Raw genomic sequence first — 13,071 nt, 5'->3', positions numbered from 1 at the left:
GGTCTTCGCGCACCAGGGCAATGCCTGTGGTTTGGCTCCCGGGGTCGAGCTGAAAACACAGCGGTTGGGTGTCACCGCCGATGCGGTCTTTCAGGCGGATGCTAAAGGGATGCAGCCGCACCACCACGGCCCGCCCGCGTTCCAATAGCAACCGCGCCCGCTTCTCTGAGCAGGGCATCAGGGGTTGTTTTTTCTTATCCAGTACAAAAACGGCCATGGTGTTCTCCGATTATCAGCACCCTTACGGGCCTTGTGACGGTGCCTTGCGGTACGCTCCCCTCGGGAATGTCTACAACCGGCTCCCACCTCGCGGCGGCGATCAAAACCTTCGGCGCTTTGCCTTTCGCCAGCATGATCCTGACCTTTCAGAGCGGCGGACTGAGGAAGCATCCGCCGGTGAGCCTTAACGACCTGTTGTAAACGTAGCGGACTGGATACCGCTTTCCCTGGTCAACCCAGCTTGCCTTCACAAGCTCCGCCCTTTAGGGCGGGGTAGTTGACAACAGAAACTCCGCTTCGAGATCAGCCAGCTCGGCCTCGACACGATTGCGGGGCTGATAAACCGGCAAGCGCTGCGCATACAGCACGCCCAAGGCCAAACCGTCATCGCTTTGAATCAGGCGTGCCGCTTCGCTCGGATCCGCTGGCGCGGGTTCCTCAACCGGATGCACCGCCTGCTTCCAGGCTTTTTGTTCCGGACGGTAGGTTTGACAGGGACTGAGCACCTGTACCATGGAAAAGCCTGGATGCTCAAGTGCCCGTACCAGCAGACGCACCAGTTCATTGGGCGCGCCGGCGAAACCGCGCGCAATGAAGCTGGCACCAGCCGCCAGCGCAATAGCAGCGGGCTGAAAGCGCGGTACGCCGGTGCCGCGCGGGGTGAGCTTGCTGTGCGACCAATCCGGCTCAGTGGTGGGGGAAGCCTGGCCTTTGGTCATGCCATAGACTTCGTTGTCCATCACCACATAGGTCATGTCCATATTGCGCCGACAGGCGTGCAAGAAATGATTGCCGCCAATGGAGAATCCATCGCCATCGCCACCGGCGACCACCAGCGTCAGCTCCGGGCGCGCCGCCTTGAGTCCGGCGGCCAGCGCCAGCGCACGCCCATGCACGCCGTGAAAGCCATAACCATCCAGATAGGCGGCGATGCGCGACGAGCAGCCGATGCCGGAGACGGTGACCACCTCGTCTTTGGGCAACTCCAGGTAAGCAAAGGCTTTGGTCAAGGCGGCCAGCACGCCAAAATGCCCACAGCCCGGACACCAGACCGGCTTGACCTCGGACTTATAGTCCTTGGCTGAATGTGCTGCACTAACACTGGTCATGGGCTGACTCCTGCGTAATGGCGCGGATAATTTCCGCCGGGCGCAAGGGCAGTGGGCCGGGGCGGGCCAAGGCCTTGGTGCCCTCTGGCAGCACGGCCGCCGCGCGCAGGTAGTGGTACAGCTGCCCGTCCTGATTCAGCTCCACCACCCAGACCTGGGTGCCAGCCAGCGCGGCGCGCAGAGCCTGGCTTTGCAGGGGCGCGATCAGGCGTAAGCCGATGACACGCGTAGGGCGCCCCTGGGCCGTCAGGTGTTCGGCAGCTTCCAGCACGGCGCCATGACTGGACCCCCAGGTCAGCAGACACAGCTCGCCGCTGCCGGTGATCTCGGCCCACAGCGGACCGGGGGCGAAACCGGTCAGCTTGTCGCGGCGTTTGGCAAGTTGCGTGGCGTGGTCGTCGGCAAGACTTGACGGGGTGCCGGCCTGGTTATGCTCCAGCCCATCGGCAGTATAGCTGAGTCCCGGCTGTCCCGGCCGGCTCATTGGCGACAGACCCTCGGCCGTGAGCTGATAGCGTTGATACTCCTGACCAGCCTCAGGTGGCGTTGCCAGACGCCGGCCAAGGTTGAACTCTGGCGTGTCGGGCGGATCGATAATGGCGCGCGATTGCCCCAGCAACTGATCCGAAAGCACAATGGCGACGCTTTGCAACTGTTCTGCCAGTTGTGTCGCCCAGTGCAACGTTAACACACAGTCAGCAATATCCAGGGCGGCCAGCACCAAATGCGGGGCATCACCATGCAAACCGTAGAGCGCGATGTTCAGATCCGACTGCTCGGACTTGGTCGGGATGCCGGTACTGGGTCCGCCGCGCATCACATTGACCACCACCACCGGAGTTTCGCTGGCCACCGCCAAACCCAGTCCTTCCATCATCAGGCTCAGCCCGGGTCCGGAGGTCGCCGTCATGGACGGCACGCCACCGAAGGAACTGCCAATGATCATGTTGATCGAGGCCAGCTCATCCTCGGCTTGCAACAGGCTGCCCCCCAGACGCGTGATACGCGGCGCCAGCCACTCAAGAATTTCCGTAGCCGGTGTGATGGGGTAGGCGGCGACAAAGCGCACGCCACCGCGCAGGCCGCCCAGGCCGGCGGCTTCATTACCGCTGATGTTCCAGCGCTGCGGCGGGGCTGCGGCTACTGAAGTGTCTGGGGCGCTCGTGGTGGTCGCCAGCCCGTCGACTTGTGCGCCGGCGGCGGAGGGCGGCTGATAGCCCATGCGGATGCACTCGTGTGCGGCAGCGACGACTTCGGCGCCCTTGCGGCTCAGTGTGGCCGTGGCGGCTTCCAATACCGCTGCCAGTGGCAGCTGCGCCGCAGCGGCGATGGCACCAACCGCCACCATATTGAAGCGCCCGCCCGCGCGGCTGGCGGCCAGCTCGCGTAGCTGAATCCAGTGGATTTGCGGACGATAGGGTTCCAGCTCAGCGGGTGCCTGGCCGGCATCGGGATCGGCCAGAATCAGGGTCGCAGGGGTAAGTGGAATCTCCCCGGCAAAGCGACTGAAGTTGCCCCAGTCCAGCGCGGCCAGGATGCCAAAGCTGTCTCCCATGCAGGTGATCTGCTGGGGCCCGAAGCGTAGCATGGCGGCCGACTCGCCACCGCGAATCTGCGGACCGGCGGAGCGTGTCATGAGTCCATAATGGCCGGCGCGAGCCGCTGCTTCCAGGATCATGGAACCGGCTGTCACTGCGCCACTGCCGCCTGAGCCGGTGATGGCACAGGACATCGACATTGCCTCAGACATCAAGCCCCCCGCCGTCCGGCCAGCAAGGGCTTGAGGCGTTCCAGCATTCCCTGATGCACCCGCAGATTGCCTGCGACCACATTGCCGGTGTCAAAAAAACCATCCCCACCGTCCATATCCGTCACGGTGCCGCCAGCCTCCAGCACCAGGAGCGCACCGGCGGCGAAGTCCCAGGGCGACAGCCCAAACTCCCAGAAACCATCCAAGCGCCCGGCGGCGACATAGGCAAAATCCAGCGCCGCTGATCCGGGGCGGCGCACGCCGGCCGTATCCGGCACCAGCACGCGCAGCGTCTCCAGAAACAGATCCATCTGGCTGTAATCGCGAAACGGAATGCCGGTGCCGAGCAGGGCGCCGCGCAGATCGCGCCGCGAACTAACCCGCAGCCGCTGGTCGTTAAGCAGCGCGCCGCCGCCGCGACTGGCGGTGAAGAGTTCCTCGCGCAGCGGATCATAGACCACGGCTTGTTGCATTAGCCCGCGCTGGCGCAAGCCGATGGAAATGGCAAATTGCGGAAAGCCGTGCAGGTAATTGGTGGTGCCGTCAAGTGGGTCGATAATCCACTCGAACTCATTGCCGGCATGCTGGCCGCTTTCCTCGGCGAGGATGGCGTGATGGGGAAACTTGCCGCGAATCTCCTGGATAATGGCCGCCTCGGCGGCACGATCCACTTCGCTGACAAAGTCGTTGCGATCCTTGGCCGTGACCGTCAACTCGTCGCGACGGTAAAAGGAACGCATGATAATGCGCGCGGCACTGCGGGCGGCGCGAATGGCGATATTGAGCATGGGGTCCATCCGCTCACCATACCCCAAGAAGGCATGGCCTTGCACCTGTAGCATGTGCAGCTACAGCATGCGGCTTGCCGTAAACCCTTTTCATGTCGGCGGGTGACGCGCCGTTCTGGCCAGGGAACTCAGCGTCCACTGTCTTGCGGGTTCGCGCAGCGCAAAGCCAGAAACAAACGCGACAGAGCGATGGGCAGCCCTGGTACGCTCTGTTGTAATTGCGTCGGTTCATTGCTCCAGGTACCGGCTTCCAGGTCGAAGCCGACCAACTCGGCCAGGTTGATGATGTAGTCTTCCAGGTCATTGTTCTTCATATAGCACCTCGTTACTTACTGACGGCTTGTCTGGGCTCCAGAGGCCAATGGGCGCTATTATCCTGAATCTCAGCGGTGCAGGCATTAATATTTGCCGGTCTTGGTCGCTGCGTCGCTTGAGGCACACCTTAGCAAACCTTATGCTATGCGATAACTTCTTAAGCGAGATGAGGGCAGAGAAAAATGAACAAGGCATTTAAAGCATTCGTTTTCGTGTTGACTTTGTTTATTCTGGGGGCTGGTACGGCAACGGCGGAAAACTATATCGGTGATCGGTGCTGGGATCTCGATCTTAGCTTGTTTGGCGGTGTTCAAGGGGAAGCGCGCTTTGCAGTCAGCCGCATCAATAATGGTCGCTTTAGCCTGGTCGGCACTGGAACTCTGGTCAATGGAATGCTTCTTAATAGCGGGCCGGTCAAGGGAGTGGTTGTCTTCCAAGATGGCCAATATGACATGCTGCTCGATTGGGTCGTCACTCTTCCGGGTGAACCTCCCTATGTGTCGCACAATTCGCTGCTTGCCACACTGGATGCAAACGGTGATGCCTTGGTTCATGGCGTCTCCAACGGCAATGGCTCGGTTCTTGGTGGCATGGATGCAGAGGTCTTCACGGGCAATATTTTCTCCAAACCCTGCCCATAATGATTGCAGTACCAGGTTGTCAATTGCGGGCTTGCTCAGCCAAACGAACATTGAGTTTGGCACGTTGTGAGGAATAACCCCTGCATTTATTCAATCCCAAGACCCTCGCCCGCCATCTCGACCTTCAAGCCATTCCGCCCGAGCACCTGGAGATTCTGAGCGCCTGGGCCGGGATGATTCGCGACGGGCGCATTCGCTCGCTAAAGGAAACCGCGCTGCACAGTCAGTTTACCTCCCGCATTGTCGAGGGCGTGCTGGGCTATCGCGGGCCGGCCAGTGGCGCGGCCTACAGCCTGTCGGCTGAGCACAGCATTCTGCACGGGCGCGTCGATCTCGCGCTCGGGCATTTTGGCGGCGAGCGTCCGGAGATTCTCGCCCCGTTCGAGCTGAAAGGCGCCACCACCCGCGATCTCGACGCCATCATGCCAGGGCGGCACAAAAGCCCGGTGCAGCAGGCGTGGGAATATGCCATGCACGCACGCGGTGTGAAATGGGTACTGGTATCTAACATGGTCGAGCTGCGCCTCTATGGCTTTGGCGAGGGCACCGCCGCCTATGAGGTCTTCTGGCTCGAACACCTGACCGAACCCGAGGAATACGCCCGTTTTCGGTTACTGCTCGGCGCCAAGAATCTGCTTGGCGGGCGCACGCTGGCGCTGCTCGCCGCCAGTCGGCAGGAAGATCGCGACATTACCGACAGCCTCTATCAGGACTACAAGACCCTGCGGCTGGAGCTGATCAACGCGGTGCGCGCGGCTGACAGCGGCATTGATGCGCTGGCAGCCATTGCCGTGGCACAAACCATTCTCGACCGGGTGCTGTTCATCGCCTTTGCCGAGGACACCAACCTGTTGCCGCACGACAGCCTCAACAGCGCCTGGAGCCAACGCGATCCCTACAATCCGCGCCCGGTGTGGGAGAACTTCACCGGGCTGTTTCGTGCCATTGACCAGGGCAGCGCGGCGCTGAACATTCCTGCCTACAACGGCGGACTGTTCGCATCTGATCCACGCATCGACGCACTGAGCCTGCCTGATGCGCTGTGCGAGCAATTCAAGCGGCTTGGCGACTACGACTTTGCCTCCGAGGTCTCGGTCACGGTGCTTGGGCATATTTTCGAGCAGTCGATTGCTGATGTGGAACGCCTGCAAGCCCAAGCGCGCGGCGAGGCGCCGGTGCAGTCCGCCCCGGAACCGGCCAAGGCCAGCGGCACCAGTGGTCGGCGCAAGCGCGATGGAGTGGTCTACACGCCCGATCTGATTGCGCGCTTTATCGTTGCCCAGACCCTGGGTGCGCATTTGCTGGAGATCTTTGCCGCCATCGTGCGCGATCATGCCAAAGCCGGGGCCGATCTGTCCGACTACAGCGCCATCCCCTGGCGGCGCAAAACCGCTGAGCGAGAGGCTTGGGAGGCCTACCGCGCGCGCCTGAAAACCCTGCGCATTGTCGATCCGGCCTGTGGTTCGGGCGTGTTCCTGATCATGGCCTTGGAGTTCATGAAAACCGAGCTGCTGCGCGTCAACCGCAAAATTGCCGAGCTGCGCGGTCAAGACGGTTATACCGACGATCTCCTCGATCCGGACAGCGAGATTTTGACCAACAATCTGTTTGGCGTGGATGTGAATAGCGAGAGCATCGAGATTGCCAAGCTCTCCTTGTGGCTCAAGACCGCGCGGCAGGGCAAGCTGCTTGACAGTCTGGATGGCACTCTCCGCGTCGGCGACAGCCTGATTGATGCAGATCGCTGGGCTTACCTGGGGCGGGGTTTCGACTGGGTGGCGGCCTTTCCCCAGGTGATGGTCGAGGGTGGCTTCGACATTGTGCTGGGCAATCCGCCCTATGTGCGCATGGAATTTCTCAAAGTGCTCAAGCCCTATCTGGAACAGCACTATCAGGTGGTCTCCGACCGCGCCGATCTCTACTGCTATTTCTACGAACGCGGGCTGAAATTGCTCAAAGCGGGCGGGCGGCTGGGCTTTATTTCCTCCAACACCTTCTTTAAGACCGGCTCCGGCCAGCCATTGCGTGACTATCTGTTGCGTGAAGCGACCCTTGAGAGCGTGGTCGATTTCGGCGATCTGCAAGTGTTCGCGGGCGTGACCACCTATCCCGCCATTGTGACCATGAAAAAGGGCGCGCCGCCAGCGGATCACGCCCTGCGCTTCTGGAAGCTGGAGGCGCTGCCGGACACCAATTTTCTCGCCACCTGGGAAGCCGCCGCCGGCCCCTATCCACAGGCCGCTCTGGGGTCTGGCTCCTGGGAGCTGGAAAACCCGGCCCTGCGTGCGCTGCGCGAGAAAATCCGCGCCGGGCGCAAGACGCTCAAGGAGGTCTATGGCGCGCCGCTGCGTGGGGTTGTATCCGGGCTGAACAAAGCCTTCGTGATCGACACCCCGACCAAGGAGCGGCTGTGCGCCGAGGATCCGCGTTCGGCGGCGTTGCTAAAGCCTTTTTTGGAAGGCAAGGACTTGAAACGCTGGCGGGCCGAGCCGCGCGGGCTGTGGTTAATCTACATTCCGAAGAATAAAATCAACATCGACGACTATCCCGCCATCCGCGACTGGCTGCTGCTTTTTCGAGAGTCACTGGAAAAGCGCGCCACCAAACAGGCATGGTTTGAGTTGCAGCAGGCGCAGGAAGCCTATGCGCCGCATTTTGCGGCACCAAAGATCAGCTATCCACATTTCAACGCGGAGCGCAATTTTCTGTTTGAACCCTGTGGCGCGTTCTCGAACGACAAATCCTATCTGATTCCCACGGCTGATAAGAGCTTACTGGCACTGCTGAACAGCCGGGTTCTTTGGTTCATTCTATCCTCAATGAGTCCGCCCGTTCGAGGCGGCTACCATGAGCTGCGGGTTTAATATGTCGAAACTTTGCCAATTCCGGCATGGTCAACTGAAATTCGGACTGCGCTGGAACAAGAGAGCAACCGAGCAACCGAATCGGCCGAAAAGCGTGCACGTCTGCAAAACGCCCTCATCCGCCGCATTCCCGACCTCTGCCCACCCAAGCGCGAACCCAAACTGACCACCAAACTTCAGCAATGGTGGACACTGCCCGACTTCGCCGCCTTCCGCGCCGAGGTGAACAAAGCCTTCAAGCAGGACATTCCACTCGCCGAGCGCTGGGATTGGGAAGACTGGATCACCCGCGACCGCCAGGCCATCCAGCGCCTGAGCGCTGACATCGCCGCTGCTGAAGCCCAAATCGACCGCATTATTTATCAGCTGTTTGACCTGAGCGAAGATGAAATCGCCTTATTGGAGGCAGCGATCTGATCCAGCAATATTTATTGCCAATCAACGCAAAGGATATTAATGTTCCTCTTGACAAATAAAACTGTAAGCTTGGATCAATATTCATGAGCGAAATTCATTTTATTGTCGAAGAATCACCAGAAGGGGGTTATGTGGCGCATGCCGTCGATGTCGATATTTTCACAGAAGCGGATGATTTGCCGGCCTTGCGCATGTCGGTTCGGGATGCGGTTTCGTGTCACTTTGAACCAGCGGACAAACCATCCTTAATCCGTTTGCATATCACCAGAGAGGAGGCCATGGCGGCGTGAGGTTGCCGCGCGACCTTTCCGGTCAAGATCTGATCAAGCGCTTGGAACGGCTCGATTACCAGCCAACACGGCAAACAGGTAGTCATGTTCGGTTGACTACGCATCGTGATGGGCAGCACCATGTCACGATCCCCAAACATGACCCTCTGCGCATTGGCACCCTCTCGTCGATTCTCAACTGTGTCGCTGCGCATCACGGTCTATCGCGTACCGAATTGCTTGAACTTCTGGAAGGAAAATGTTTCGGACTCTGATTTAGGGGGTCTTTCACTATGTGTCTTACGTCACCGGCCGCCAGGAATTCTCGTCACGTTCAACCGCCTGTACCGCCCAATGCCGAAAGGCCTCCAGATCGCACTCGCCTTCGCAGCGGCGCCCGGCACCGGCGAGGCGGCGGAAGCGCACCTGCGTCATGGGCGGATCGCCCGTCTCATCCAGACTCAGCACCTGACGCACTTCCCAATCCGATCCGAAGCTGGCATTGCTGTAGGCCTGTCCCACCACAATCGGCGGGGCGGCGCTGCGGGCGTGTTGGGCTTCTTCAGTGGCCAGGGCATAGATGCGCTGAAGATCGGCTTCGGTGACATCAATGAAGGAATCCATGCTGCGCAAGGCAGCAGCCAGATGGCGCGACTCCAGCGGCGCCGGATGGCTGTCGGGATCGGGCGGTGGCGTGCGCCGCGCCCAGCGCGCTGGATAGCGGCGCCACGACCAGGGGGCATTCCACAGCACTGCCAGCACCAGCAGGGTGAGGGCATTGACCAACACCGGCAGCAGCACAAAGCTGAAGCCCAGCGTCGTGACTGATGGCCCGCCGATGACTGCGGTCAGCGCGGTGGCGCCACCTGGCGGGTGCAGGCAGCGCAGCACATGCATGGCGCCAATCGACAGCCCGGCGGCTGCGGCGGCGCTCCACAGATCGGTGCCCAGCCAGCGGGCGCAGGCCACGCCGATCAGTGCCGAGACCAGGTGGCCGCCAATCAGCGGCCAGGGTTGAGACAGCGGCCCGTGCGGCACCGCAAACAGCAGCACCGCCGATGAGCCCATGGAGGCGATCAGCCAGGGCAGCGCCGGGTCGAGCGCCGGGAACAGCCACAGCGCCAGTGCCGCTGTGGCCAGAATCCCCGCCGCCCCGCCCAGGGCTGAGAGCAATTGTTCGCGCAGACTGAGACTGTTCATGAGAGATCGCTGGGCGTTCAGGCCGCCAAAGCCTGTTGCAGGTCGGCGCATGGATCGCCCTGAGTCAGGCGCAGATCATAGGCCGCTTGCAGGCGGGCGAAGACGCCTGGGGTGATAAAGGCCGGCGGCTGCGGGCCGAGGTTGATCCCCTTCACCCCCAAATGCAACAGCGTCAGCAGCACCGCCACGGCTTTTTGCTCGAACCAACTGATCACCAGCGTCAGAGGCAGATCATTGACACTGCACTCCAGCGCCTCGGCCAGCGCCACCGCGACCATGATGGCGCCATAGGCATCGTTGCACTGGCCCATGTCGAGCAGACGCGGCAGGCCGAGATGCTCGCCATAGACATGATCGCGAATGCGGAATTTGCCACAGCCCAGGGTGAGGATAAAGGAATCCTCTGGGGTGGCGGCGGCATAGTTAGTGAAATAGTTGCGTCCCTTCTCGGCGCCATCGCAGCCGCCGATGACGAAGAACTGGCTGATCTTGCCGGCCTTGATGGCGTCCAGAATGGCGCCGGCCTGATCAAGAATCACCTGACGATGGAAACCCACCGGCTGCTCGGCACCCAAGCGCTCCTCACACGGTGGACAGCTGCGCGCGGCGTCGATCACGGCGCTGAAATCGCCATCGGTGATGTGCTGTCCAGCGGGCACCGCCACCGCATTGGTAGTGAACAGACGGTCGCGATAGCTATCGGGCGGAATCAGCACGCAGTTGGTGGTCCCGACGATGGGGCCGGGGAAGGCGGCAAACTCTTTCTTCTGCTCCTGCCAGGCACCGCCATAGTGGCCGGCGAGATTGGGGTGCTCCTGGAAGTTGCTGTACATGTGCGCCGGCATCATCTCACCATGGGTATAGACTTGGATGTCAGTACCGTGCACCTGTTCGAGCAGTTGCCACAGATCGAGCAGATCATGGCCGGTGACCAGAATGCCGGGGCCGGCCTGGGTGCCTTCGCGCAGTGGGGTCGGGCGTGGTGCGCCAAAGGTGGCGACATGGCCTTCATCGAGCAGCTGCATGACGCGCAGATTTTTCTCGCCGCATTCCAGACAGTAGTTGAGCAGGGTGTCTTCGTCGAAGTTGACATTGGTCATGGTGGCGAACAGCGCCTCTTCGATGAAGACCGAGACCGCTTCATCCGACTGGCCCAGGCGCCGGGCGTGATGGGCATAGGCGGCCATGCCCTTGAGCCCATAGATCAGCAGTTCCTGCAGGGACTGGACATCCTCGCTCTTGCCGCAGACGCCGGGGCTGTTGACACAGGCAGATTGACGATGGGTTTGCTCACATTGGTTGCAAAACATGGGACAGACTCCGGTGGTGGGGTGAGGGCCGCAGTCTGCGATACTGGCTTGGCTGTAGCCTTGACTTGAGTCAAGCGGCCCAGGCGACGTCGGCCGTTCCCCACCGCTTGCGGTGTTGAGAAACTCTTGGTTTCATCTGCACATTGTATTTGGAGTACCTGTGATGACGAGCCGTGAAATTTCTCCAACCTGTCGGCTGGCCGCCTTGGGTTTGGCGACCGATGGCATGGTGCGGATGGCCCCGCTACTGGGGTTGCCACAACTCATGGCCCGGGAAGGGCTGAACCTGAACGCGGTTATTCACGCCTGCGGCTGCACTCCGGAGTTGTTCAGCGATCCGGACAACACCATCGCATTCAGCTCCATCGGTCGCTTGCTGGCGCATGTCGCTGCCAATACATCCTGTGCTTATCCGGGGCTTACGCTGTGCCGGGATGCCGGGCTCAATGTTGCCGGCCCCGTTGGTCGTGCCATGCGCCATGCGCCCAGTGTCGAAACGGCCTTGCGAACCCTGATTTTGCACCTGCATCTGCATGACCGGGGCGCCATTCCTTATCTTTGCCAGGACAGTCATCAGGCACTCTTTGGTTACACTTTAGTATGTGCAGATGTTACGGGTACAGAGCATGTCTACGATGGTGCGCTGGCCATCGCCTGGAATATGATCCGTGAGCTTGTCGGCCCGGACTGGCGTGCGAGCGAAGTGCGGTTTTTTCGCGCGCCCCCAGCGGACATCACCCCCTTTCGCGAGCACTTTCGTGCGCCGCTGCGGTTTGCTGAACAGCAGGCGGCAGTGGTTTTTCCGGCTGACGATCTCAAGCGTTTGTGTATCGATGCCGACGAGCACCGATATGCCAAAGCCAAGTCGGATCTCGAGTTCCTCGGCCGCACCGGTGACATCGGTTTCGCCGACGAAGTGCGTCGTGTGCTATTACGCCTATTGGTTTCCGGATTCTACCTTGGCCACAAGGGACCGGATCGGGCGGAAGTCGCTGCGCTGTTCGCTATGCATCCAAGAACGCTCAACCGCCGGCTGCGCGAAGAAAAGGTGACCTTTGCGATGCTTTTTGCCCAAGCACGCTATGATCTGGCGCGGCAGTTGTTACGCGATACGCGGCTGACGGTCAGCGAGATTGCCTACGCGCTTGGCTATGCCGGCAGTGGTCCCTTCTCGCACGCTTTTCGTCAGTGGTCAGGAACACCCCCCGGGAGGTGGCGCGACGCGCAGTCAAGCGCAAGTTGTCGCAAATTATGATGTTCACCCAGGCTTCCATAGGCTACAAAGGGTCGTTTAATCGAGCCTGTCTATGCGTTGGAGAATCCCCATGTTCCCATCCCCCACCCGGGGCCATTTCCCCTTCTTTTTCGTGGCTGCGTGCCTGCTGGTGATGTCTACGGTCGGAGTCGCCACCGGCGGTGACAGCGGCTGGGAATTTCGCCTCACACCCTACCTGTGGCTTCCCGCTCTGGAGGGTAGCTCAGATATCAATCGCTCGGGTCTGCAACTGCCTGATGGCACAACGGTGGGTCCAGTCAGCCTGAACGCATCAACACAGCCAAGTGACTACCTGAGCAATCTCAACATGGCCTTCATGGCGATGGGGGAGGCACGCAAGGGCCGCTGGTCGATCTACACCGATGTGCTTTACACCAGCTTCGGGAACACTGAGACCAAGGTGCGCAATGTGACGGGCCCGGATGGTTTTCATGCTTCTCAGGTTGAGCGCAAGGCGAAGACAGATCTCAGTGCCACTGTCTGGACCTTGGCCGGCGGTTACCAGGTCATTGATCGCAGCAACTTGGCCCTCGATCTGATGGCCGGTGCGCGCTACCTGACGCTGGACAGTGATCTCAAGCTCAAGGTGCAAGGATCCGCCGATCGGTTATCCCGCGAGAACAAGGTGTCACTGGATCAGGATGGCTGGGATGGCATTGTCGGTGTGCGCGGCCAGATGCTGTTTCCCGGTACCCAGTGGTTTGTGCCCTTCTACGCCGACATTGGCACGGGAGATTCCAAATTAACCTGGCAAGCCCTGCTGGGAATCGGCTATCAGCTCGACTGGGGCGATGTGACCCTCGCCTATCGGGCGTTGTCCTACGACTTTGACTCGCATGAGGCTGACATGACGTTGCATGGCCCCGGGCTTGGCGTCAGCTTCAGTTGGTAAATCCCGCTCGCGAACCCGCCA

14 protein-coding genes are annotated in these 13,071 nt (G+C 60.7%); 7 read left to right on the top strand and 7 right to left on the bottom strand.

Annotated elements, in window-relative coordinates; all coding sequences use genetic code 11:
- The 5 genes from CKO36_RS09255 to CKO36_RS09235 all read right to left on the bottom strand — a co-directional run.
- Positions 1–217 (bottom strand): RRXRR domain-containing protein (locus CKO36_RS09255; RefSeq protein WP_200283764.1); only part of this gene is annotated, 217 nt, incomplete at its 3' end.
- A 265-nt stretch (positions 218–482) separates the two neighbouring features.
- Complete coding sequence (locus CKO36_RS09250; protein ID WP_200283762.1) at positions 483–1,328, bottom strand: thiamine pyrophosphate-dependent enzyme; 846 nt, start codon at positions 1,326–1,328, stop codon at positions 483–485.
- Positions 1,315–3,078, bottom strand: a complete 1,764-nt coding sequence (locus CKO36_RS09245) for a 2-oxoacid:acceptor oxidoreductase subunit alpha (RefSeq protein WP_200283760.1) — start codon at positions 3,076–3,078, stop codon at positions 1,315–1,317. Before CKO36_RS09245 ends, CKO36_RS09250 begins: the two co-directional genes overlap by 14 nt.
- Positions 3,078–3,875 carry an inositol monophosphatase family protein gene (locus CKO36_RS09240; protein ID WP_200283772.1) on the bottom strand — a complete coding sequence of 266 codons (798 nt, stop codon included), beginning with the start codon at positions 3,873–3,875 and terminating at the stop codon, positions 3,078–3,080. Before CKO36_RS09240 ends, CKO36_RS09245 begins: the two co-directional genes overlap by 1 nt.
- Positions 3,876–3,994: 119 nt before the next feature.
- On the bottom strand, positions 3,995–4,180 hold the full coding sequence (locus tag CKO36_RS09235; protein WP_200283751.1) for a hypothetical protein: 186 nt from the start codon (positions 4,178–4,180) through the stop codon (positions 3,995–3,997).
- A 183-nt stretch (positions 4,181–4,363) separates the two neighbouring features.
- Here CKO36_RS09235 and CKO36_RS09230 point away from each other — a divergent pair, with 183 nt between their 5' ends.
- The 5 genes from CKO36_RS09230 to CKO36_RS09210 all read left to right on the top strand — a co-directional run bounded on the left by CKO36_RS09230 (position 4,364) and on the right by CKO36_RS09210 (position 8,647).
- Positions 4,364–4,822 carry a hypothetical protein gene (locus CKO36_RS09230; protein ID WP_200283749.1) on the top strand — a complete coding sequence of 153 codons (459 nt, stop codon included), beginning with the start codon at positions 4,364–4,366 and terminating at the stop codon, positions 4,820–4,822.
- A gap of 173 nt (positions 4,823–4,995) precedes the next feature.
- Complete coding sequence (locus CKO36_RS09225) at positions 4,996–7,686, top strand: Eco57I restriction-modification methylase domain-containing protein (protein WP_200283747.1); 2,691 nt, start codon at positions 4,996–4,998, stop codon at positions 7,684–7,686.
- Between the two features lie 12 nt (positions 7,687–7,698).
- On the top strand, positions 7,699–8,103 hold the full coding sequence (locus CKO36_RS09220) for a hypothetical protein (protein ID WP_200283745.1): 405 nt from the start codon (positions 7,699–7,701) through the stop codon (positions 8,101–8,103).
- An 83-nt stretch (positions 8,104–8,186) separates the two neighbouring features.
- Positions 8,187–8,393, top strand: a complete 207-nt coding sequence (locus CKO36_RS09215) for a 2-oxoisovalerate dehydrogenase (RefSeq protein WP_200283743.1) — start codon at positions 8,187–8,189, stop codon at positions 8,391–8,393.
- Positions 8,390–8,647 (top strand): type II toxin-antitoxin system HicA family toxin, encoded by a 258-nt coding sequence (locus CKO36_RS09210; RefSeq protein ID WP_200283741.1) that lies wholly within the window; start codon positions 8,390–8,392, stop codon positions 8,645–8,647. The genes CKO36_RS09215 and CKO36_RS09210 overlap by 4 nt, the downstream gene beginning before the upstream one ends.
- Positions 8,648–8,672: 25 nt before the next feature.
- Here the strand turns inward: CKO36_RS09210 and CKO36_RS09205 are convergent, their stop codons facing one another.
- Together CKO36_RS09205 and hcp are read right to left on the bottom strand one after the other, a co-directional pair.
- Positions 8,673–9,572 (bottom strand): HPP family protein, encoded by a 900-nt coding sequence (locus CKO36_RS09205; protein ID WP_200283740.1) that lies wholly within the window; start codon positions 9,570–9,572, stop codon positions 8,673–8,675.
- A 17-nt stretch (positions 9,573–9,589) separates the two neighbouring features.
- Positions 9,590–10,882, bottom strand: a complete 1,293-nt coding sequence (gene hcp / locus CKO36_RS09200; RefSeq protein ID WP_200283738.1) for a hydroxylamine reductase — start codon at positions 10,880–10,882, stop codon at positions 9,590–9,592.
- Between the two features lie 163 nt (positions 10,883–11,045).
- Here hcp and CKO36_RS09195 point away from each other — a divergent pair, with 163 nt between their 5' ends.
- Positions 11,046–12,137, top strand: a complete 1,092-nt coding sequence (locus CKO36_RS09195; protein ID WP_200283736.1) for an AraC family transcriptional regulator — start codon at positions 11,046–11,048, stop codon at positions 12,135–12,137.
- Positions 12,138–12,207: 70 nt separating this feature from the next.
- The gene (locus tag CKO36_RS09190; protein ID WP_200283734.1) at positions 12,208–13,050 is read left to right on the top strand and encodes a porin family protein; all 843 of its coding nucleotides are present in this window, start codon (positions 12,208–12,210) and stop codon (positions 13,048–13,050) included.
- Positions 13,051–13,071 lie beyond the last annotated feature (21 nt).

The sequence above is a fragment of the Rhabdochromatium marinum genome (genome assembly GCF_016583795.1).
GTDB lineage: Bacteria > Pseudomonadota > Gammaproteobacteria > Chromatiales > Chromatiaceae > Rhabdochromatium > Rhabdochromatium marinum.
Note: the sequence above shows the minus strand (reverse complement) of the source record. Positions and strands in the feature narration are given on the sequence as shown.